The sequence below is a fragment of the Flavobacterium panacis genome (genome assembly GCF_024649945.1).
Taxonomy (GTDB): Bacteria; Bacteroidota; Bacteroidia; order Flavobacteriales; family Flavobacteriaceae; genus Flavobacterium; species Flavobacterium panacis.
In genome coordinates this window covers 204229-226661 of record NZ_JANKMS010000006.1, presented here as the reverse complement: position 1 = coordinate 226661, position 22433 = coordinate 204229, and the positions used below count along the sequence as shown (strand labels likewise).

At 34.3% G+C, this 22433-nt stretch carries 13 protein-coding genes; 2 read left to right on the top strand and 11 right to left on the bottom strand.

The window, feature by feature from the left end; genetic code table 11:
- Nucleotides 1-11: 11 nt before the first annotated feature.
- From NQQ59_RS14435 to NQQ59_RS14405, 7 genes are all read right to left on the bottom strand, one after another.
- Nucleotides 12-2324 carry a glycoside hydrolase family 20 protein gene (locus NQQ59_RS14435; RefSeq protein WP_144219600.1) on the bottom strand — a complete coding sequence of 771 codons (2313 nt, stop codon included), beginning with the start codon at nt 2322-2324 and terminating at the stop codon, nt 12-14.
- Nucleotides 2325-2574: 250 nt separating this feature from the next.
- The gene (locus tag NQQ59_RS14430) at nt 2575-3594 is read right to left on the bottom strand and encodes an isoaspartyl peptidase/L-asparaginase family protein (protein ID WP_144219599.1); all 1020 of its coding nucleotides are present in this window, start codon (nt 3592-3594) and stop codon (nt 2575-2577) included.
- Nucleotides 3595-3684: 90 nt separating this feature from the next.
- Nucleotides 3685-4803 carry a putative glycoside hydrolase gene (locus NQQ59_RS14425; protein ID WP_144219598.1) on the bottom strand — a complete coding sequence of 373 codons (1119 nt, stop codon included), beginning with the start codon at nt 4801-4803 and terminating at the stop codon, nt 3685-3687.
- Nucleotides 4778-5845 carry a carbohydrate-binding family 9-like protein gene (locus NQQ59_RS14420; protein WP_144219597.1) on the bottom strand — a complete coding sequence of 356 codons (1068 nt, stop codon included), beginning with the start codon at nt 5843-5845 and terminating at the stop codon, nt 4778-4780. Before NQQ59_RS14420 ends, NQQ59_RS14425 begins: the two co-directional genes overlap by 26 nt.
- A gap of 7 nt (nt 5846-5852) precedes the next feature.
- Nucleotides 5853-6818: a glycoside hydrolase family 130 protein gene (locus NQQ59_RS14415; protein ID WP_144219596.1), complete on the bottom strand. Its 966-nt coding sequence runs from the start codon at nt 6816-6818 to the stop codon at nt 5853-5855.
- A 313-nt stretch (nt 6819-7131) separates the two neighbouring features.
- Nucleotides 7132-9009, bottom strand: coding sequence for a sodium:solute symporter family protein (locus tag NQQ59_RS14410; protein ID WP_144219595.1), 1878 nt, complete (start codon nt 9007-9009; stop codon nt 7132-7134).
- Between the two features lie 22 nt (nt 9010-9031).
- Nucleotides 9032-11269 (bottom strand): GH92 family glycosyl hydrolase, encoded by a 2238-nt coding sequence (locus NQQ59_RS14405; RefSeq protein ID WP_144219594.1) that lies wholly within the window; start codon nt 11267-11269, stop codon nt 9032-9034.
- Between the two features lie 131 nt (nt 11270-11400).
- Here NQQ59_RS14405 and NQQ59_RS14400 point away from each other — a divergent pair, with 131 nt between their 5' ends.
- On the top strand, nt 11401-12459 hold the full coding sequence (locus tag NQQ59_RS14400; protein WP_144219593.1) for a sensor histidine kinase: 1059 nt from the start codon (nt 11401-11403) through the stop codon (nt 12457-12459).
- Nucleotides 12460-12531: 72 nt separating this feature from the next.
- Nucleotides 12532-13245, top strand: a complete 714-nt coding sequence (locus NQQ59_RS14395; protein WP_144219592.1) for a LytR/AlgR family response regulator transcription factor — start codon at nt 12532-12534, stop codon at nt 13243-13245.
- 327 nt (nt 13246-13572) lie between these two features.
- On the opposite strand, the gene nagB is transcribed toward NQQ59_RS14395, so the two are convergent.
- From nagB to NQQ59_RS14375, 4 genes are all read right to left on the bottom strand, one after another.
- Complete coding sequence (gene nagB / locus NQQ59_RS14390) at nt 13573-15486, bottom strand: glucosamine-6-phosphate deaminase (protein WP_144219591.1); 1914 nt, start codon at nt 15484-15486, stop codon at nt 13573-13575.
- A gap of 143 nt (nt 15487-15629) precedes the next feature.
- Nucleotides 15630-17723, bottom strand: coding sequence for an alpha-L-fucosidase (locus NQQ59_RS14385; protein WP_144219590.1), 2094 nt, complete (start codon nt 17721-17723; stop codon nt 15630-15632).
- A 115-nt stretch (nt 17724-17838) separates the two neighbouring features.
- The gene (locus NQQ59_RS14380) at nt 17839-19218 is read right to left on the bottom strand and encodes a glycine-rich domain-containing protein (RefSeq protein ID WP_144219589.1); all 1380 of its coding nucleotides are present in this window, start codon (nt 19216-19218) and stop codon (nt 17839-17841) included.
- A gap of 205 nt (nt 19219-19423) precedes the next feature.
- A complete protein-coding gene (locus NQQ59_RS14375; RefSeq protein WP_144219588.1) occupies nt 19424-22243 on the bottom strand; it encodes a M16 family metallopeptidase in 2820 nt (939 codons plus the stop codon).
- Nucleotides 22244-22433 lie beyond the last annotated feature (190 nt).

Genomic DNA, 22433 nt, shown 5'->3' with positions numbered 1-22433 from the left:
TCTTTAAATAATTAATCAATTAAAATTTCATCGACAAACAGCCAAGAACTTTCTCCTTTTGGACTTTTCTTCAAGTTGCGTGCAATTACTTTCACAAATCGTGCATTTTGTTTTTGGAAATTGATTTTGAAATCTTTCAATTCTGGAACCGCATTTATTGCATACGGACGAGTGATTTTTCCAACTTGCTGAAATTTAACTCCATCATTAGAAATCAAAACTTTAACTTCGATAGGGAAATTTACTCCCGCTCCTTGACTTTCTAAAGCTCCCAATTTTACTTGCTCGATGCTTTCTGTTTTTTGCAAATCGATTACCAATTCCATATCGTTAACCAACCAAGCCTGCCATTGTCCATCATGGAAATTTTTGCTTCCTCTGATTGTGTTTACCATTGTATTGGCATCTCCTTTATAACTTTGATTAAAAGGCGTTAAGTATTTTACTTTTTTCGCAAATGCTTTATGGAAAACTATAGTATCTGTATATGTTTTTCCTACTGGTTTATCATCTTGAAATAAAGAAGCTTTTAAAACAGTCGTTTCTTTGATTTCAATTGGAGAAATATATTTTACAGCATGATGATCAATACTTTGATTTCCTAAAACATAACGAATGTCTGGATTTGGAAACTCATTTTTCAATTCGACTTTGATTTGTTTATTAGGTAAATCAGCTGTTGAAGAAGCAGTTACCAAATAAGCACTTTTCGCATAATTGATTCCCAAATAATCGTAACGTTTAAATAAAGAAAACAATCTTGTTGTGAAATCATTCCAATTGCGTTTTTCTTTCGGACTCCATAAAGTTTCTGATAATGCTGCCAATCTTGGAAAAATCATGTATTCAGAATCTTTTGGTAATGCTAAATGTTCTGCCCATAAATTGGCTTGTCCACCTAAAACATGTGCCGCTTCTTGAGGTGTCATGGTTGAAACTACAGGATCAAACTTATACACTTCACTTAACGGATTATAAGCATCAAACGCTAAAGGTTCTTCGTTTTGTGGTCCTTGGTAAAAGTTGAAATAACAAGGAGATTCTGGAGTCATAATAACGTCATGACCTTGATCTGCAGCTTCAATTCCGCCTTTCATTCCTCTCCAGCTCATTACAGTTGCATCTGGAGCCAAACCACCTTCCAAAATTTCATCCCAACCGATAACTCTTTTACCTTTTGAGTTGATGTATTTTTCCATACGTTTTACAAAGTAGCTTTGTAATTCGTCAACACTTTTTAATTTTTCATCTTTAATTCTTTTTTGGCAATGCGGACATTTTGCCCAATTAGTTTTAGTCGCTTCGTCGCCACCAATATGAATGTATTTTGAAGGGAAAATCGTGATTACTTCGTCAATTACATTTTGTAAAAATTCAAAAGTCGATTCTTTTCCGGCGCAGTAAATATCTGTCAAAGGCCAAACGCCACCTGACGGAACACCAATTTTCTGATCAAAACATGCCAGTTCAGGATACGATGCGATAGCACTACTTACGTGCGCCGGCATTTCGATTTCTGGAATAATTTCGATTCCCTTTGTTGAAGCGTATTTTACGATTTCTCTTAATTCATCTTGCGTAAAGAAGCCACCATAAGTTCCTTTTTGATCTGCTGTAACCGGAAGTCTTGCATTCCATGATAAATTTTCCTGATCTACTCTCCAAGCACCAACTTCCGTTAATTTTGGATATTTTTTGATTTCGATTCTCCAACCTTGATCGTCAACCAAATGTAAATGCAAAACATTCATTTTGTGCATAGCCAAACGATCGATTGTTGCCAAAACATAATTTTTATCGAAGAAATGACGAGATAAATCCAACATTAAACCTCTCCATTTGAAACGTGGTTCATCGTTAATCGTCAAACTTGGAATTTCCCATTTTGCAGAAGTGATTACAAATTTACTTTCAATCGCTTCTGGAAGTAATTGTCTAACACTTTCCAAACCATATAAAAATCCAACATTTCCTTTAGCAGAAATCACAATACTCGTCGGATTTACATCTAAAACGTAAGCTTCATTCTTTAAGTTTGGATCTACTTTAAACTGAACAAAATTGCTTACTGGAGCTTTAGTTGTCGTTTCTGGTTTCCATCCTGCAGCCACTTCAAATTTAGAAGCCAAAGCATTTGCAGCATCTTTTTGGAAATCACCGTTTACTACAAATTTTGTATCTTTTGTGAATTCAAAAACACCTGTTTTAATAAGAGTCTGACTCGGTTTCGGAATGATACGAATATCATTCTCCGTATAAATTTTCTGCGCATTAGCCGAGAAAACTGAAGTGATTAGGGTTAGTAGGAATAGTAATTTTTTCATTCTTTGTTTTTTGGTTTCTCTATTTGCTAAATTAATTTAAACACATAGAGATATAGTTTTTTAAGCTTAAAAAGGCGTTTCACTTGTATAAATGCACATAGCCTTCGTTCTGTTTGTCATTTCGACTTTAGGAGAAATCTCCGTGAGTTGCTCCTCATAGTAGCTCGCCAATCTTTGTAGAGTTTCTTGCGGAGATTTCTCCTTCGTCGAAATGACAAATATTACATTTAATCCATCTAAACGTGATAAATTATTTATCCCAAGACATTTTAAATTTCGCGTCTTCCATTCTGTGACCTTTTGCATCATCAGAAACGGCGTAATTAAATCCTGATCTTAGGCTGTAACCTGCATATTCACCGTTTTTGTTCAAAGCAATAAAACCAACTTGAAGATACTCCATGTCTTTATGGTTTTTATGTTTGTTGTAAATACGTTCTGTAATTTCTTTACAAGCATCATAAGGCGATTTTCCTTGACGCATTAATTCGACTACCATTGCACTTCCTGCAGTTCTGATAACGGCTTCACCTAAACCAGTTGCCGCTGCAGCTCCCACTTCGTTGTCCAAGAAAAGACCCGCGCCGATTATGGGGGAATCACCGACGCGTCCGTGCATTTTCCAAGCTGCACCGCTCGTGGTACATCCGCCAGAAAGGTTGCCTTCTTGGTCTAACATTAGCATACTTATGGTATCGTGATTTTCTATATTAATAACTGGTTTGTATTTAGACTCTTCCATCCATTTTTTCCAGTCTTTTTCTGATTCAGGTGTTAGAAGATTTTCCTCTTTAAATCCTTCTGATAAAGCAAATTGCAAAGCGCCTTGTCCCGCTAACATCACGTGAGGCGTATTCTGCAATACTCTTTTTGCAACAGAAATAGGGTGTTTGATTCCTTGAAGAAAACAAACAGAACCGCAATTACTATTGTGATCCATAATACAGGCATCAAGAGTCACTTTTCCTTCGCGATCTGGATAGCCTCCGTAACCCACACTTCGAACAGTTGGGTCGGCTTCAGGTATTTTCATTCCAGCTTCGATAGCATCCAAAGCTGATTTTCCTTCTTTTAGGTTTTTCCAAGATTCTTTATTCGCAGGCAAACCGTGATTCCATGTCGAGATGATAATCGGTTTTGTCTGTTTTTTTTCTTTTGATTCAACTTCTAGTTCATTTTCGGGAGCAGCAAATCCGCTCACACCTAAAACAGAACCAATGGCTAAAGTGCCTAAAGTTGTTTTCTTGATAAAATCTCTTCTATTTGACATGTCTTTTGTTTTTAATTCAACCTTGAGAAACAAAATGTTCTTAATGTTGCTAAATTAATCAGTAATAATTTTTAATCCCACTAAAATCGATTATAACGTCGATTTTACTTGCTTAATTGTCTTTAAATTACTTTCTGATAAAGCATTTCCGTCAAAAAATGAAACTCCAGTTGCACCATTTTTCTTAGCTTCTAAAATCGCTTCTTTCAATTCTGCATCCGATTTTAAACCTGGAATATAAATTCCTGTATTTACTTTCGTTGGTTTTCCTTCTAAATCTGCCACGCCTTGTTTTGTTGCGTAACCTACCCAGTCAATTTCTTCATCATAAAAACTGTGATAAATCATTGGGTAAACTTCGTCAATATTCCATTTATCCCAACGCTGACGCACCATGTGATCAGCCATTTCTGGATAAGGAAATACTGCTGCTGTTAATTTTTTATTGTGTTTGTGAGCAATTTTATATGCATCATCAACTACCGCTTTTACCGCATTTAATCTGAAATTTTTCCATTCCATATCAATTGAAGTATTGTGGCTTTGTTTAGGATTTTTGTGATGTTCTTTTTCGAATTTGCTTACACAAGCATCACAATAACAAAAATCAAATTGTGGTAATTCTACATCTTGAACCAAGTTGTATTTTGGCAACAAACTGATTGGCAAGAAAATATCCGGGAAACGAATGTAATCTAAATGCACACTTTCAATTCCTTCCACTTTTGCTAAACCTTCAACTAAACCTAAAACGTGGTTTCTAGATTCTTCTTTAGTCGGGCAAAGCCATTGGTAATAATCTACATACGGACGGTTATCAAAACAAGATTTTCCTTCTTTGCTTACTTGATACCAATCTGGATGCTGTAAAGCTATTGAATCGTTTGGTCGGTTCATCGCCATAATCCAAGCGTGAACTTTTAGTCCTTCTTTTGTTGCAAGCGGAACCAATCTTGCTAATAGTTTTGGGTCGGTTTGTGTGTTAATTAAAACTTCGTCAATTCCGCCATCTTTGTATTTTTTGAATTCTTTCGAATAATCTGCATCTGATTTTTTAGCGTCAGCAGTCGTCCAAACACCAAAAGTGAATTTCCCGTTTTCTTCTGCTTTAGTATCTTTTTGTCCGCACGAGAATAAACTCAGCGAAAGCGCCAAAACTACAATCTTTGAAAAATTTTGTAATTTATTCGTTCGTAATAATTTTACCATCTTCTTTAATTATTAAGGTTTTGTTTGAAAAAGGACTCTTTACCAAGATATTAAATCCTGATGAATGATTTTCTAAAACTGGTTTTAAAACTTTTCCATCAACAATTATATTTTTTTTACTGATATTTTGAAGGGATTTTGCCCACGTTTTATTCTTGTCAAAATATCTTTTTTGAGCTCTGTACAAAGTGTACAATTCCCATTTTACTTTTTCTTCCTGCGGAATCGCAAATTTGTCATCGCTTTCTTTTGAAGAGAAGTATACATAAGCCCATTTTTCGGGCTCATGCATATTTATCACTCCCATAGGCGACCAAACCCAATTGTATTCTGGGAGAAATTTTCCTTCTTTACCTTTTTTACGTTCATATTTTCCGTCAACAATATCATGTTGCCAATTCACTCTAGAAAAATTCACTCTCCAAAATTTATCTTTCGGCACAATATCATCAAAATAGGACGTTTTATAAACCGACCATGGAATCGCAATTTCTAATGTCCAGCCTTTATCAATATCTGAAGCATTATTTAAAGTTCCGTCAATCTTTACAGCCGATTTTAATCCGTCGATATTCCAATCGTTTAAAACCGTATTTTTTTCTCTGTAAGGTTTATTGATGAATAAATCCCAAGCGGTGTTTAACGCGTTAATTTCTAATTCGTAATAATTATGTGTGTCATTATCTGGATCGATAAAAACTTCAAAATCATTATTGTAAAAAATAATCGTATCGCGCTGTCTTAAATTTGCCCAAACGTGAGGCTCCTCCATTTTTGCCAAGATATAGTAGTATTTATCGTCCCAAAGCATTTTGACTTGAGTTTTGTATTTTGGAGTTTCAACTCCTTCTATATCGATAAAAGGTGTTGTCCACTCTGCTTTTTCCCAAGCTTTATCTGCTCCGTCTCCGTCAATAACAATTTCTTTTGAAGTCTTATATGCAATATAACTTTTTGGTGTAACCTCTTTTTCAGATTGCGCATAAGTCATCAAACCAACAAAAAAAACGGCAAGGGACAATAAATTACTTCTACTATGCATCTTTATATTATAAACTATTATCTTTTGTAAACTGAATTACTTCACTTAATTTCCCGAAAGCAATTGCTACGTGAGTATCTGCAGCTCCATAATAAACGGCTAATTTGTCTTCTTCTACATCGTGTAAAGCTGCACAAGGGAAAACTACGTTTGGAACATCTCCAACCATTTCATAAGTCTCTGCTGGCCCTAATAAATAAGGTTGTGTTCTGTATTTTACTTGGTCTGGTGAATCAACATCTAAAAGCGCTGAACCCATTGCATAACGGAAACCGTTGCAAGTGTTGATCACTCCATGGTAAATCATTAACCATCCTTCTTCAGTTAAAATTGGAATTGGTCCTGCGCCCACTTTTGTACATTGCCAAGCACTTTGCTCAAACGGAGACGGTTTCATCACCAATCTGTGTTCTCCCCAATATTTCATATCTGGGCTATAGCTGATCCAAATATCTCCAAATGGCGTATGCCCGTTATCACTTGGACGGCTTAACATCGCGTATTTACCATTAATTTTTTGAGGAAATAAAACTCCGTTTCTGTTGAATGGTAAAAAGGCATTTTCACATTGAAAAAATTCTTTAAAATCGAAAGTATAACCAATTCCGATTGTTGGTCCGTTGTAACCATTACACCAAGTAATCCAATAACGATCTTCAATCCAAACTACACGAGGATCGTATTTATAAGCTGATTCGATCATTTCTGTATTTCCAGATTTCATCTCAATTGGTTCGTGGTTAATGTCCCAATTGATTCCATCTTTACTGAAACCAGCAAAAATGTTCATTTGAACCGCTTTGTTATCACATCTGAAAACCCCAGCATATCCGTCTCCAAAAGGTACAACTGCACTATTGAATATACTGTTTGATGAAGGAATCGAATATCTGTCGATAATTGGATTCTCAGAATATCTCCACATTACATCTTTACTGTTTTCGGGTCTGTCTTGCCAAGGAATAGTACTCATTTTTTTGTTTTTTTATTTATTAGTTTTTTATGCTTGTTTTTGTTTTGAGTGCTTATTTTATTAGAATATCCACTCAGTTTTGTCATTTCGACGAAGGAGAAATCTCCGCAAGAAGCTCCGCAATCTTTATCTCCAATCTTTGTAGAGTTCCTATGCGTTCCCATAGTTGAAACTATGGGCTATGTTGCAATCTTTGTCGCCAATCTTTGTAGAGTTACTCGTGGAGATTCCTCGTTCCTCGGAATGACAAACTGCAGAGAAATTCTCTACTCAAAAATCTTTCTTCTTGCTTCTATTTTCTTTCTTCTAAAATCTACTCTTCAATCTTCCTAACTCTATCCAGCCAAGTAAATTTCAGCACCGTAGTCGTCACTAAGAAAACTACTAAAGCCACTCCTGCTTTCGGATAATCTCTGATAATGAAGTAAATCGGAAGCAGAATCATGCTTGACTGCCAGATGATTCCGATTACACAATTCATCATATCTAAATAGAAATCATTATTTTTTTGGAAAGATTGATCTTCTGCTTTCAATTGTTTGTAAACTGGATTCCAGAATCCCCAAGGTCTTACATTACTGTAGAAAGATTTTAAAACTTCCATATCTGTTGGTTTACTTAAATAAGTTCCTAAAAGACAACCTAAAATTGACATTCCGAAAATTAATGGGAACAAGTAGATTGATGGTACTTGTGAAAGATCGTGCAAGAATGTTCCTGCCGCTAAATTCCCTTTGTTTTGATCTAAAACGAATTGAAGAGAAGCTGCGATTAATCCGCCGACCATTCCCCAGAAATAACCCCATCCGTTAAAACGCCACCAAATCCATTTTAGGAAGTTGGCTGCAACGTAACCTCCGTACAAAGCACTTGTAATCCAAAGTGTTAATGAGTTAATAGAATCTGCGAAGAATCCCATGAAAACTCCAAGACCAACCACCAAGAAAGAAGAAATCTGACTTACTTTGATATAATGTTTGTTTGAAGCAACTGGCTTGAAGTATTTTTTATAAATATCATTTACAATATATGCTGGTCCCGCATTTACGAAAGCTGAGAATCCAGACATGAAAGCCGCTAATAAACCAGCTAAAAGAATTCCTTTAATTCCAACTGGAATATAAAGATTTACCACTTTTGGCATTAATAATTCTAAATCGGCACCCGTTAAGTTTACGTTTGCATTTAATTCTGGCGCTAAATTCACTAAAGCAATAACCACAATTCCTGTAATTAATAAATATCTAGGAATGAATAAAATCAAGTTCGTGAAACCACTCATATAAGCTGCTTCTTTTACTGATTTTGTAGAAAGAACACGTTGTAAATCGTAACTTGGAGTTGGTCCAGCCACACTCGCAAAAAATCCTTTGAAAAGCGTCATTCCGATGAAAGCACCAAACATTTTGTAACCTTCTGTATCAATTAATCTGTTGAATGTTTCAAATTTATCGCTCCATTGTGTTTCAAATTCCCATCCAAAGAAAACATTTTTCCATTCTGGTGTAATAACCGAATTGATTTGAATATCTGTATAATTAATGAAGGCGTAACCAGCAATTAAAACACCAGCCACAATCATAATAATATATTGTACAACCTCTGTCGCAACTACAGAAAACATTCCTCCTTTAACGGTATAAATTGTAGTTAAGAAAATAATTAACAAGGCATAAGCTTGTTCTGAAGTTAAGAAAACAGAACCATTCATGTGAACTGTTAAATCCCAAGGAAGAATAATGGTTACAAATTTCCCAATTCCTACGAAGAAATAAGCGATGAAACCAATAGTAGAAATAATCGCAAAAATAGCCACAATAATATGGGATGCTTTTCCTGCTTTGTCACTTCCAAAACGAGTTAAAATCCATTCAGAACCCGTCATTACTTTCGATCTTCTGATCCAGACTGCGAGGAACATCATCACAAAAATCTGATTCCAAATCGGCCAAAGCCACATAAACATGAAGCTTTTTACTCCATATAAAAATAAAACTCCAATCATCCAGGAAGTTCCTGAAACATCAAACATTCCTGAGCCATTGCTCAATCCTAAAAAATACCATTTGATTGATTTCCCGCCAAGGAAATAATCGTCAAGCCCTTTTGATGCTTTTCTTGAAATCCAGATTCCTATACCAACCGAGAGTACGATATAGATTAAAATGATTGATACGTCAATAATGTTCATTAAATTATTTATTTTGAATTAGTTAGTTCTGACCCCAGTTTTTGTTTGGCTGTGCTCCCATTACAAAATGAAGCACACCTCCTTGTAGCATTTCTTGGTGAGAAATGGCTGTTTTATTAAATGTTTTTCCGTTCAACGTAGCCGATTGGATATAGAAATTCTTCTCTGAAACATTTTCTGCTTCAATGACAAAAGTTTTTCCGTTTGGAAGATTTAAAGTTGATTTTTCGAAAATCGGACTTCCAATTTCGTATTCTCCAGAAGCTGGATTCATTGGGTATAATCCCATTGAACTGAATACGTACCAAGCTGACATTTGTCCGCAATCTTCGTTTCCACTAAGACCGTTAGCAGTTGTATTATATTGTGTATCCAAAATATGACGCACCCAATATTGTGTTCTCCAAGGCTGACCAGCGTGATTAAACATATAAGCAATGTGGTGACTTGGCTCGTTTCCGTGTGCATATTGTCCGATTAAACCAGAAATATCTGCCGAAACATTGTTTCCTGTAATCTCAGAACTCTCTGTAAATAATTGTTCTAAACGTTTTGTAAAAATGTCATTTCCACCGTGAAGTTTAATAAAATTATCCACATTATGAGGTACAAACCAGCTGTGTTGCCAAGCATTTCCTTCTGTATAATCAGTATGCTCTCTGTGGTTCGAATGTTTTGGGTCGAAAGGTTCATTCCAAGATTTTCCATCTTCTGATTTTCCTCTCATGAAACCAGATTTCGCATCAAATAAATATTCGTAAGCTTTTGCACGTTTAGAGAAAAACTCATAATCGGCTTGTTTTCCTAGGGCTTTCGCCATTTGAGCCACACACCAGTCATCATAAGCATATTCTAAAGTGATCGTAACCGATTCGTCTAATAAATTATAAGGAATGTAACCGTATTTTTTGTAGAAATTTAATCCGCGTTCGTCTTGCATCATCGTTGCTTTCATTGCTTCGAAAGCTTTTTCAGCATCAAAACCTTTAATGCCTTTCATGTAGGCATCCACAATAACTGGAATCGAATGATATCCTGTCATGGTATTGGTTTCATTTGCATATAATGTCCAAACCGGAAGTATTTTTTTTGTTTCGTAATACGCTAACATGGAGTTCACCATATCCGAAACTCTATTCGGTTCTAAAATTGTAAGCAGTGGATTTTCAGCTCTAAAGGTATCCCAAAGAGATAAAGTAGAATACGCTGTATAATCTTTTGAAGTAACAATTTTGTCGTCTTCTGTTCTAAATTGTCCGTTTTTATCGCTGTAAGTTACTGGTGCAACTTGAGCATGATATAAAGCGGTGTAGAAAATCGTTTTTAGTGAATCTACTGGAGTTTCAACTGTAATTTTGCTTAAAGCTTTGTTCCAAACTGCAGAAGCATCTGTTTTTACTTTTTCGAACTCTTTGTTTTCTTCCAGATTATCTTTAGCATTAGCGATACTAACTGAAGAAAGTGCCACTTTTACATCTAATTCTTTAGAATTTTTAGAATCGAAAAATAATTGAAGAGCTGTATTTTCGCCTTCAGCACTTTTTCCAGAAACAACTTTTTTATCAGCTGTGATAATTGATTCTGTAATTGGTTTAGAAAACTTCGCTACAAAAAACACTTTCTGATTTTTTGCCCAACCTGTACTATAACGGTAACCGCTAATTGTATTCGCATCTTCAACCGTAATAGCAGTTTTTGTCGCTTTATCCCAGTTTATAGCAAAACCTAAATCAACCACAACAGATTGTGTGTCGTTATTATTATAGGTATACTTATGGTATGCGGTTCTTTGTGTAGAAGTTAATTCTACATTGATTTTAGGATCTTCAAGAAAAACTTGGTAATAACCCGGTACTGCTTTTTCGTTAACATGACTATATTTTGATTTATACGGTAGGAAATCGCGTGAAGCGGCTTTGGCGGTTAAGTCTAATTTTTTGTTTGTAGGCATAAATAAAATATCTGCCAAATCACCGATTCCTGTCCCGCTTAAGTGTAAATGACTAAACCCAGAAACTATGGAGTCAGAATAATGATAGCCTGAACACCAGTCCCAGCTAGAAATTCCATTATCTGGACTCACTTGAAGCATCCCGAACGGAACTGTTGCTCCCGGATACGTATGTCCATGACCTCCAGTACCTATAAAAGGATCTACATAATTTGTTGCAAAACTTTGTGGATGTTGATTTTTATCAACTTTTATTTTGCAACTTGCAATAAAAATTACCGTTAAAGAAAGCAGAGTAATTTTTTTCATATCAAAACAATATTAATTTAACTTTAAATTTAGATAAATTCAACTTTTACCAAAATAAATTTAGACGGACGACATTTAAACAGCTCTAAACATCAAAAAATACTAATAAACGACATTCTAAAACACCACTAATGATATTCAACTCAAGCAAGCTTTACAGAGTACCTGTACGTTTCCATGTTTACTTCTGGCTGACGTATTTTGTATTCAATACATTCCGCTGGGGAAGTTATTTCAACGATTACGTTTACTCCTTAAAAACTACATTACTTGGATTCCCAATTCACATGGCATTGTGTTATCTGAATATTTTGGTTTTGATGCCTTATTTGGTTTATCGCAAAAAATACTTCCTATATATAATAACCGTACTTTCGGCAATTTTTGTCATGGTGGTCATAAAATTTAATTTGACTTATTTGTTGATTACACACGATGTCTGGCCTGAAGGACCTCAAACCATAAACAATCTTACGCTAAATTATACAATTGATATGATGATGGGCGAATTGTACGTTATGACTTTTGTTACGGCAATTAAAATCACATTTGATTTATTGCAAGAGCAAAGACGTGTAACCGATCTGGAAAAATCGCAATTGGAAACAGAACTGTTGTTTTTAAAATCTCAGATCTCACCACACTTTTTCTTTAACACCTTAAATAATATCTATTCCCTTTCTGTAGAAAAATCTAACAAGACACCTAAAATAGTCCTGAAGCTCTCTGAATTAATGCGCTACATGCTTTATGAAACAAAGGAAAAGAAACAAAGCTTGGAAAATGAGATCATGTGCATTCAGAATTATCTGGATTTGGAAAGAATTAGAAATGGAGAACGCTTAGAAGTGAACATGTACATTTCTGGCGATATTCACGATAAAGAGATTTCTCCTGTTTTACTTTTGACTTTCGTCGAAAATGCTTTCAAACATGGCGTAAACAAAAACACTGGTAATGTTGTAATTGACATTAACTTTAAAGTAAAAGGTGATTATCTATATTTCATTATTTCAAACCCAATGCCTGAAATTACCGTACATAAAGATAATTTTAACAAGTCAAGTGGTATAGGCATTGAAAACGTCAAAAAAAGACTTGAGCTTGGATATAATAAAAGTGACTATAAGCTTTCATTTAAAAATAAAAAGAATATTTTTGTCGTTAAACTAGTTATAAAAGTCACATAGACCAGCTTTTAGCCATAACTAATATTATACTTACAAGAAAACCACATACCGGCCTAAAACAAAAAGTTACAAATGAAAATAAAGTGTTTAATTATCGATGATGAGCCATTGGCAATAAACGTTATTAAAAATTATATTGAACAGATTGAGGATTTAGAATTAATAAACACCTTTAGTAATTCTATTGAAGGATTAAATTTTCTAAAAAACAATACTATAGATGTAATTTTCCTAGACATAAACATGCCTGTTTTGGACGGTATTAATTTTATTAAAAGTTTAGAAAATCCACCTTTATTAATTATTACAAGCGCTTACGATCAGTTTGCAATTGAAACATACGAACTTGACGTTTTAGATTACTTGGTAAAACCAATTGAGTTTCCGAGATTAATGAAAGCGGTCAACAAAATCAACAAACGCCTTAACAATACAAGCAAACTTCCACAGGAAAACAGCAAAGAAAATCCTTTTATTTTCGTAAAAATCGATAAGAAAAAAATGAAAAAGATTTTCTTGAACGAAATTTTAGTAATTGAAAGTTTAAAAGATTATTTAAAAATCAGTACTACTTCTGGAAAGTTTATCATTCACAGCACTTTATCTGATTTTACAAGTTTATTACCTGAAAGAGATTTTATTAGAATCCACAGATCGTACACGATTGCAATTGATAAAATCGACGCTGTCGAAGGAAACAGCATTGAAATTGAAGGACTTAGATACGTAATAGGAAGATCTTATATCGACGAAGTTAAACAGAAGATTTTGAATTCTTCTATATAGATATTTAACCGCAATTTTTTTTACCGCAAAGGCGCTAAGGTTACGCAAAGTTCGCAAAGTTTTTTTGTGTTTGATGCCTAAAAAGAATAAAAAAAGTTCGCAAAGCTTTATGTTAAGCTTTGCGAACTTTTTTTTATTCTCAATTATATAAATAAATCTCCGCGATCTTCGCGTAAAAACCTTAGCGAACTTTGCGTAACCTTAGCGCCTGTGGTTAAATAATAAAAACGAAAATGCGGCCAACCACGACCGCATTTTCTCTCAATTATAGGTAACTAACCAAAATAAACCATGAAATAGTCTATTATCTTTATTGCTGCAAAAAGCTTAGAAATGATAACGTTTAAACGCCTCGATAGCCGAATAATCTGCCAATCCTAAGTTGTGATATTTTTCTGCAGTCAATCTATTTCTGTCTTCAACTCGAACCCAAAACTCCCTGCTGTCATCACCTTGAAACATAACGCCGTCTTTTTGAGACTGGTGATAAAAAATAGCATGTCGTTTCTTTAAAACCTGGTCAGGACTCATTGGAACTGCCATGTCAATTTGGTACGATTCCCATTCATGCCATGCGCCTCGATACAACCAAACCCAGCAATCCCTCATAAAGTCTTTATGTTTTAGTCTTTTTAAAGCTTCAAACAAACTATCCAAACACACTTTATGAGTTCCGTGCGGATCTGCTAAATCTCCAGCGGCATAAATTTGATGCGGTTTTATTCTTTCAATAATATCACACATAATGTTGATATCTGCATCCGAAAGATTATTCTTTTTAACCGTTCCTGTTTCGTAAAACGGAAGATCTAAAAAGTTTACATTAGAATCTGGCAAACCTAAATAACGAGTTGCTCCTAAAGACTCACTTCTTCTAATCAATCCTTTTAATTTTCTAACTTCTAACGAATCGATTTCATTTCCAGTTCTATTCTGAAGAAACTCAATAATTTCATTAGACACACCAGAATTTGGATTTAACGCTTTTGAGATTTCAGCAAATTTTAAAGCCTCTTCATTAGAAACAGCAATATTTCCCGAAGTCTGATATGCAATATGAACCTCATGTCCCTGCTCTACCAAACGATCAAATGTTCCTCCCATAGAAATCACATCATCATCTGGATGCGGACTGAAAATAATCACTCTTTTTTTCTCTGGAGTAGAACGTTCTGGTCTGTATGTGTCATCAGCATTTGGTTTCCCACCTGGCCATCCTGTGATGGTTTGCTGCATTTTATTAAACATCTTAATGTTCAAATCGTATGCAGTTCCTTCTTCCGTCAAAAGACTTGACATTCCGTTGTCGTTATAATCTTTATCCGTCAGTTTTAGGAAAGGTTTCTTCGTTAACTCACTTAACCAAGCGACCGCTTTTAGCTTTAATTCATCTGTCCAAATACAAGATTTCACCAACCATGGTGTTTTTACTCGTGTCAATTCAGACGAAGCTTCTGTATCCAGAACAAATGTTGTGTTGTGATGCTCTTGTAAATACGTAGCCGGTACTTGCGAAGAAACCTCGCCTTCGATTGTCTTTTTTATAATTCCTGCTTTACTGATTCCCCAACCTAGTAAAACGATTCTTTTTGCATTTCTAACGGTTCCAATTCCCATTGTAATGGCTTTTCTCGGAACATTGTCAATTCCCAAAAAAGAGGAAGCCGCATCTATACGTGTCAAATGATCCAGCGTAATACTTCTGGTTCCAGAATTCACGTGAGAACCTGGCTCATTAAAACCAATATGTCCTGTTCTGCCGATTCCTAAAAGTTGAAAATCTAATCCTCCATAAGAGATAATTTTCATTTCGTAATCGATGCAGTATTGTTGTAATTCCTCAGCACTCACCTGCCCGTCTGGAATATTGATATTTTCAGAAGGAATATTTACGTGATTGAATAAATGCTCATGCATAAAATGATAATAACTCTGAATATCATTTTTATCCATCGGATAATATTCATCTAAATTAAAAGTCACTACGTTTTCAAAACTTAGTCCTTCTTCTTTATGCATTTTAACCAGTTCTTCATATACCTTAATTGGCGAAGATCCTGTTGCTAAACCCAAAACACAAGGTTCACCTAATTCATTTTTCCTCTGAATTAAATTAGCAATTTCGCGCGCCACCAACAAAGAAGCTTCTTGCGATGATTCAAAAATAACATTGTGAATTTTCTCGAAACGAGTTTCTTCAAACTTTCCTGCTTCTCTAAAACCTATATCTTCTTTAATCATAACGCCTCGCTGTTTTAATTAATGCAAGATAAAAGTAGAATTATATTATCCTGAAATACTAAAAATTCGACTAATAACGATTGCCGTTCGTCAGAAAACAAAATAAGAAACGCAAAGTTGTTTTATACTTTCAAAAAAGAAATTTATTCTACAATACCGATTTCAGCTATCGAAACACTTTGTCCGTTTCCTACAGCAGCTGTTGCAACAAATCTTAAAAACCTTGCTTTTACTGCAGTAAAACTCTTCATTTGTTCAATCGGATTGTGTTTGATATTCGAGAATTCTCCTTCAGATTGTTTGGTCCAAGTAACGTTATCTTCACTAGTGTAGAATTCATAATTCGAAATCAAATTCGAATTACTTCCTATTTGTTTTGGAGTAAAAGTAAAACCTGCAATACTTCTTTCTTCTCCCATATCAATAATGATGGACTGAGGCAGTTTATTTTCGGTATTTCCAAATTCCCAATCGGTATTGGCATCTCCGTCAATAATTCTTTCAACCGATTTATTATCGCCACTAGAAATCGAAATTACTTTCCATTTTTCTTTAGAAATACCATATTTAGCCGATTTAACCGCACTGTTGCTTTTCTCTTTTGTGTTTCTTGAAATGGCTTTAATTTCTACTGCTTTATTGTACACAAAAGGTCCTTTATATAAAATGCTTTTTTCTGAAGGATTTTTTCCGTCAAGCGAATAGTAAACAGCATTTCCATCTTCCGCTTTAAGCGTTACCAAACCCTTTTTATCTCTAAGAATTTGTGGTTCTTTAACGAACGTTGGCGCATTATAAGCTTCAATTGTACTGATTACAAAACCTGCTTTTGCATCTAAAATATTCACTCTAATTGCAGAAGCCGTAACACGATCTAAACGCAAAATTCTTTTATAACCAATTGTAGTTTCATTGGCAATCGTTTTCCATTGTCCGTTTACATTGGCTTCAACCGAAAACGCTTTTACACGCTGTCCAAGCTTAATATATTCCTGAAGTAAAATTCTATTAATTGCGGTTGGCTTTTTAAACGTAAATTCGATTGTAGCTTGCTTTACTTTATCGTCTGTTGCCCAATAAGTGTCTTTATTTCCATCAATAACATTCTGCGGACCGAAATTAGAATCTGCCACTCTTGTGTTTGAAGCTTGAACTTTTGTTCCTTTTAATAATTCTGTTTTGAAATCGGCTTTGATTGTGGCAACCAATTCTTTTAATCTTGCTTCATCATTTTCATGAACCAAACCTCTTGTATCAACAGGAAGGTTTAATAATAAAGTCGCATTTCGTCCAATCGATTCGTAATAAATATCAACCATTTCGTCAAGCGAACGGACTTTGTCATCTTCAACCGAATGATAAAACCATCCCGGTCTAATAGAAACATCAGCTTCTCCCGGAACCCATTTTTCTCCGTCTTCGTGTCCAGACGTGAATTCGCTGTAATGCACTTTTCCAGCCAATTCATCTTTTTGGCGTAACAATGACCAATTGGTTTTTCCTGCACGTCCTTCTTCATTTCCAATCCATCTCGCTTCTGAAGGTCCAACTCCCCAAACCAAAGTTTTTGGAGCAATACTATAAATTAGTTTATAAGTTTCATCCCAATTGTAATAGGTAAGCGAATTGATTTTTCTAGTTTCGTTTGCACCTCCATAATAACCGTCGCCACCATTTGCACCATCAAACCACATTTCGAAAACATCTCCGTAATTGGTCAATAGTTCTTTTAGTTGATTTCTGAAATACGTTACATATTCAGGTTTTCCGTATTGCGGATGATTTCTGTCCCAAGGCGAAAGATATAATCCCAATTTTAAATCGTATTCTTTACAAGCTGCAGCTAATTCCTTAACCAAATCACCTTTTCCGTTCTCCCATGGAGAATTTTTTACAGAACGTTCTGTATAAGCTGAAGGCCATAAACAAAAGCCGTCATGATGTTTGGCAACTAAAATAATTCCTTTCATTCCAGCTTCTTTTACCACTCTCGCCCACTGACGAACATCTAATTGCGACGGATTAAAAAGTTCTGGCGATTCGTCTCCAAAACCCCATTCTTTATTGGTAAAAGTATTCAATGAAAAATGCACAAAAGCGTAGAATTCCATTTCCTGCCAGTCGATTTGTTTCTGCGTCGGAACAGGTCCAAAAGGTTTGGGAGCATTAGCAAATTCTTGACTCGAAACATTAGAAATTATACCAAAAAGACATAAGGAAAGGAATATTTTTTTCATTCTGAACTGCTTTAAAATAGTCTATAAAGCATAAATGTAATATAATTTGAAATCTGTTGTATAGAATTTCGACCAATGACGGGTTTTAAAGCGTTTTGGTTTAAAATGATTTGCCTTAATCACCTCCTCCTCCACAGCCACCGCATGAACTTCCACACGACGAACCACAAGAACTTCCGCCTGAGCCGCACGAGCTTGAACTTCCGGAATCATTGGAAAAAGAGTTACCAGAATTGTAATTAGTTATTGGAACAAAAAAACTGTAAAGTACTGCGCTTCCATAAAAAAAATAATTCCATTCCCAATCATTCTCTTTGGGGATCGTTTTTCTAACTTCTTGTTTAAATGAAGCTGGAATAATCTTAGTAAACATGAGTTTTAAGATGCGATGCAAAGTATACATCGTTATTAATATTAATGGAATAATCGATAATAATAAGTAAGTTACCGGTTTGCCTCTCCACATCCCTGTGAGAAATCGGCTGAAAATGATATCTAGAAATAATCCTAAAATGATCATCGATAACATTGCAATAAACGTGAATTCTTTTGAAGCAATAATTCTATTTTTGATTCTATAGGTTGCTTTCTCTAATTGTTCAAAAATCGGTTTCTGCATAATTGCAAGGCACAATTGTTTGTACGGCATTGGATCACCACCTTTCATAATTTCTATTACACAATTTTCATATCGATTATTTCCAAAACTGTTATCGAGTAATTCTAATCTGTTATCAGTTAATATTCTAATCTTTTGACTCAATATCAAATTATTGACAACACCATGCACCACTTTTTCCAGTTTGTCTTCTTTAAGAAAAACCAATTCTAAAGCAGAAAGATTTTGGATGATTGGGTTAAATCGGATCTTTTCATACAACAATTTAAAACTTCGTTTAACATAAAAATCTAATAAGAAAAGAAGTGAAACAAAGGATAAAATGTATCCGATTAAAAAATATGGATTATTGATTCTTATCAATAAAGGAAAAATCAGAATACATACTGGAACAGAAGCAAATATCGAATAAAGTAAAAAATTCTTTCTCAGTCTGTGAACGTCAAATTTACTATTTTCAAGTTGCAAAGAATCCATTTCATTATGGTAATCCCAAACTTCTGTTGGTTGAATACCAAAATTAAGCTCGTATAACTCTTTAGTACGTTCTTTGGCAATTTTAAATTTCTCGAATTCGGATCGATTGTGGGTTGACGGAATATGCTCAATCCTTTTTCCTAAAAGATTACAAAATTCGGAATATGAGTTTGTAAAAATTAAATGCTGATGCCAAACAATATCCACTATTTCAGAAGGCGAAACCATTTCATTATTGGTTGCTGCCAAAAACATGAATTTTTTATATTCTAATAAAGCACTTTGAGTAAAGTATAAGGTCCAATGATTTTCAAGTGCCAATCTTGTAGAAAATCCGTATTGATCAGTATCGTTATCAAACTCAAAACGCTCTACTTTTTCCCAAAGTATTTTATTCATAAAGACATCTTTAATCATTAAAAGTATACCAAAAATAACATCTTATTTTATTCTTCCAAATTTAATTCTATAAAGAAAACATCGTTTTATACAAAAAAAAGAGCTGTTCCTAAGAACAGCTCCTTATAAGGTTTTTCAAGTTAGTTGTATAAGCTTACTAATTCAAAATACTTCTAAAAAAAAATACTGAAAAACCAATGGTATTTTAATATTCTGGCGCAGTAACTTGAGGTTTTGATTTCATAATTACTTCAACCGTACTTGGTTTAGCAAAAAACTCTTTTGCAAAAGCTTTGATATCTTCTGGAGTTACTTCGTTTAATGTTTTTTTGTAGATAACGTCATCTTTGAACGTTTCATTGTTTAGAAGCATATTATTTAAATTTCCTAACCAAAAACTGTTGGTCATTACTTTTTCTGCTCTCGCTTTTAAAAGTGTATTTTTAACCGATTGAACATCTTCTTCTTTTGGTGCTTTTTTCTGAATCAAATCGATTTGTTCGTAAATAATTTTAGTCAGTTTTTCTTCTTTTTCAGGATCACTATCAAAGTTGATGGTCATAGTATATTCATCTGATGGTAAACGGCTTACTCCAGATTGAACGTGAACACCATAACTTCCACCCTCTTCTTCACGAATTAAATCCAAGTATTTTTTAGACAGTAATTCGGCTAAAATATGTGATGTAAATACATTTTTATAGTTGTATGGAAATTGCTTCACAAAACGAATATAAACACTCGCTTTTGGCACATTCATTTCGCGAACCAATAATTGTTTTGCAACTCCAGTAGCTGGATCTAATTTATTGTCTACAAAATTTTCTTTTTTGGTGTCTGAAGATATACTTCCAATATATTTTTCGATTAATGCTAAAGTATTTTCAGGAAGATTTCCAGTGAATACAAAAGTAAAATCACCTGCGTTTTGAATTCTTTGTTTGTAAAGTTCTGATGCTTTCTCAAAACTCAAACGTTTCAAAAATTCTTCGTTTAATAACGGAACTCTTTTGTTATGATTGTAATTCAATTGCGAAATAGTATCTTGAAAAACTTTCGGATTGGTATTTAAAGTATTCTCTAATGAATTTGTAAAACCAGTAACCATTCTTGTGTATGAGTCTTTGTCAAATCTCGGTTCTTCAAAATACAAATACAATAACTGCAGTAAAGTTTCGAAATCTTTTTGATTACTTGAACCTCTAAACCCTTCTGTTAATTCTGTGATGTAAGGTTTTAAATCAACAATTTTACCGTTTAGTTTGTCTTTTAAATCAGTGCTTTTAAAAGTGCCTAAACCAGAACTTTCTACCAAACTTACTGCAATTTGAGCCGACGGAATGTCTTCTGTTTTAATTAATGAACTTCCTCCAAAACTAAATCCTGAAAACAGAACTTCGTCTTTTGCTAAAGTCGTTGGATACAAAACAATCTTTGCTCCGTTTCCTAAAACATAGCTTTTTGCTCCAGCAATTCCCTCGATTGGAGTTTCTTTTGCTGCTTTAGAACCTTTTAATTCTGCTGTAATTAAAGGTTTGTCTGTGTCGGTTTCTTTGTATTTATCAAGAGCCATTTTCTTCACAGATGCCATAATCTTTTCGTAATCTGCTTTTGACGGATAAACCACCTCACTTTTTTCTGGACCCGTAACCATTAAAACAACATTGTCTATAGTCTGAAGTTTTTTAACTGCTTGATTTATATCTGCAAGTGTAACAGAAGCTAATCTCTTTTTTATGTTTTCATATTGCGTTTCGATACTTTCAAACGGAACTGCTTTCAAGAAATAATTCACCAATTCTTCAGACAATCCATCACTTTCGAATTTGTCTTTATTCTGAAGCATGTTTTCATAAGAACTCAAAACGGCTTCTTTGTTACGATCTAATTCTTTTTGTGTAAATCCGTAACGAACTGCTCTTTCAGTTTCGATCATCATTTCTTTGAAACCTTCTAGCGTTTTGTTGTTTTTTGGCGTCACATACAAATAGTACGAATCTGTTAATCTTGAAACTTCTGAAGTTCCTGTTCCTATTCCTAAAACCGCTGTTTCATTGTTTTGAATGAATTCCTGATAACGTCTGTTCATCATATCAGTACAGAGATTATTGATTAAATCTCTTCTAATGGTTTCGTAGCTTTTTACTTTATCAAATTCCTTTTTAAAGTATAAAACAACGTTAGTTTCGTTTGCTTCTTTATCTTTTGCCAAAACGTAATTGATACCTTTGTTTTTTGGAACAGAAACATAATAACGTTCCGCAGCATTTTTAGGCATTTCTATAGAAGAAAAAGTTTCGATAATCTTCTTTTCGATTTCTTTTGGATCAATATCTCCAACCACAATAACCGCTTGTAAATCTGGACGATACCATTTTTTATAATAATCTCTTAAAACTTGATAATCAAAAGTATTGATCAAATTTAAATCGCCAATTACGTCACGTTTTGCGTATTTTGAATCTTTGTACAAAACTTTATCTGTTTCCAAACGAAGTCTGAATTCTGAATTTCTTCTTGTTCGCCATTCTTCACGAATAACACCGCGTTCTGCATCGATTTCTGCATCTTTTAAAGAAAGAAAACCAGACCAATCGTGCAATGCCAATAAACAAGAATCGATTAGTTTTGAATCGTTTGCAGGAACATTACTCAAATTGTAAACGGTTTGATCTTGGGCAGTATAAGCGTTGATGTCTTTTCCAAAACTAACTCCCTTTTTCTCCAGCATATCAATGATTCCTTTTCCTTCAAAGTTTTGAGTTCCGTTAAAAGCCATGTGTTCTAAGAAATGCGCCAATCCGTTTTGATCGTCATTTTCTAAAATAGCTCCAACATTTTGTGCAAAATAAAAACAGACACGGTCTTTTGGCCATTCGTTATGCAGCACATAATACTTCATTCCGTTTTTTAATTTTCCCGAAACTACCTCCTTGCTCAACGGAACTGTAGTCGAAAACTGAGCAACGCTTTTAAATCCGATGAATAGGACAAAAAGCCAACATTTTGATTGAAAAATTTTCATTTGATATTTTTTGATTATTGATTATTGGGGTGTTTTTTCTTAACACATAGGAACATAGTTTTTTTTCTCTTGAAAAGGAAATTGAAGAGAAACTCGTTTCTCAACACATAGCTTTGAGGTATTTCTATGTTTGTTCAAATAAATAAAAATGCCTTTTAACGCAATCCTAATCCTATGATTCTATGTGTTT

Excerpts from the sequence above, each read along its gene's own strand:
- NQQ59_RS14420 (WP_144219597.1), bottom strand. The coding sequence starts at position 5,845 with ATGCATAGTAGAAGTAATTTATTGTCCCTTGCCGTTTTTTTTGTTGGT.
- NQQ59_RS14410 (WP_144219595.1), bottom strand. The coding sequence starts at position 9,009 with ATGAACATTATTGACGTATCAATCATTTTAATCTATATCGTACTCTCG.
- NQQ59_RS14405 (WP_144219594.1), bottom strand. The coding sequence starts at position 11,269 with ATGAAAAAAATTACTCTGCTTTCTTTAACGGTAATTTTTATTGCAAGT.
- NQQ59_RS14400 (WP_144219593.1), top strand. The coding sequence starts at position 11,401 with ATGATATTCAACTCAAGCAAGCTTTACAGAGTACCTGTACGTTTCCAT.
- NQQ59_RS14385 (WP_144219590.1), bottom strand. The coding sequence starts at position 17,723 with ATGAAAAAAATATTCCTTTCCTTATGTCTTTTTGGTATAATTTCTAAT.
- NQQ59_RS14430 (WP_144219599.1), bottom strand. The coding sequence starts at position 3,594 with ATGTCAAATAGAAGAGATTTTATCAAGAAAACAACTTTAGGCACTTTA.
- NQQ59_RS14375 (WP_144219588.1), bottom strand. The coding sequence starts at position 22,243 with ATGAAAATTTTTCAATCAAAATGTTGGCTTTTTGTCCTATTCATCGGA.
- NQQ59_RS14380 (WP_144219589.1), bottom strand. The coding sequence starts at position 19,218 with ATGAATAAAATACTTTGGGAAAAAGTAGAGCGTTTTGAGTTTGATAAC.
- nagB (WP_144219591.1), bottom strand. The coding sequence starts at position 15,486 with ATGATTAAAGAAGATATAGGTTTTAGAGAAGCAGGAAAGTTTGAAGAA.
- NQQ59_RS14415 (WP_144219596.1), bottom strand. The coding sequence starts at position 6,818 with ATGAGTACTATTCCTTGGCAAGACAGACCCGAAAACAGTAAAGATGTA.
- NQQ59_RS14395 (WP_144219592.1), top strand. The coding sequence starts at position 12,532 with ATGAAAATAAAGTGTTTAATTATCGATGATGAGCCATTGGCAATAAAC.
- NQQ59_RS14425 (WP_144219598.1), bottom strand. The coding sequence starts at position 4,803 with ATGGTAAAATTATTACGAACGAATAAATTACAAAATTTTTCAAAGATT.
- NQQ59_RS14435 (WP_144219600.1), bottom strand. The coding sequence starts at position 2,324 with ATGAAAAAATTACTATTCCTACTAACCCTAATCACTTCAGTTTTCTCG.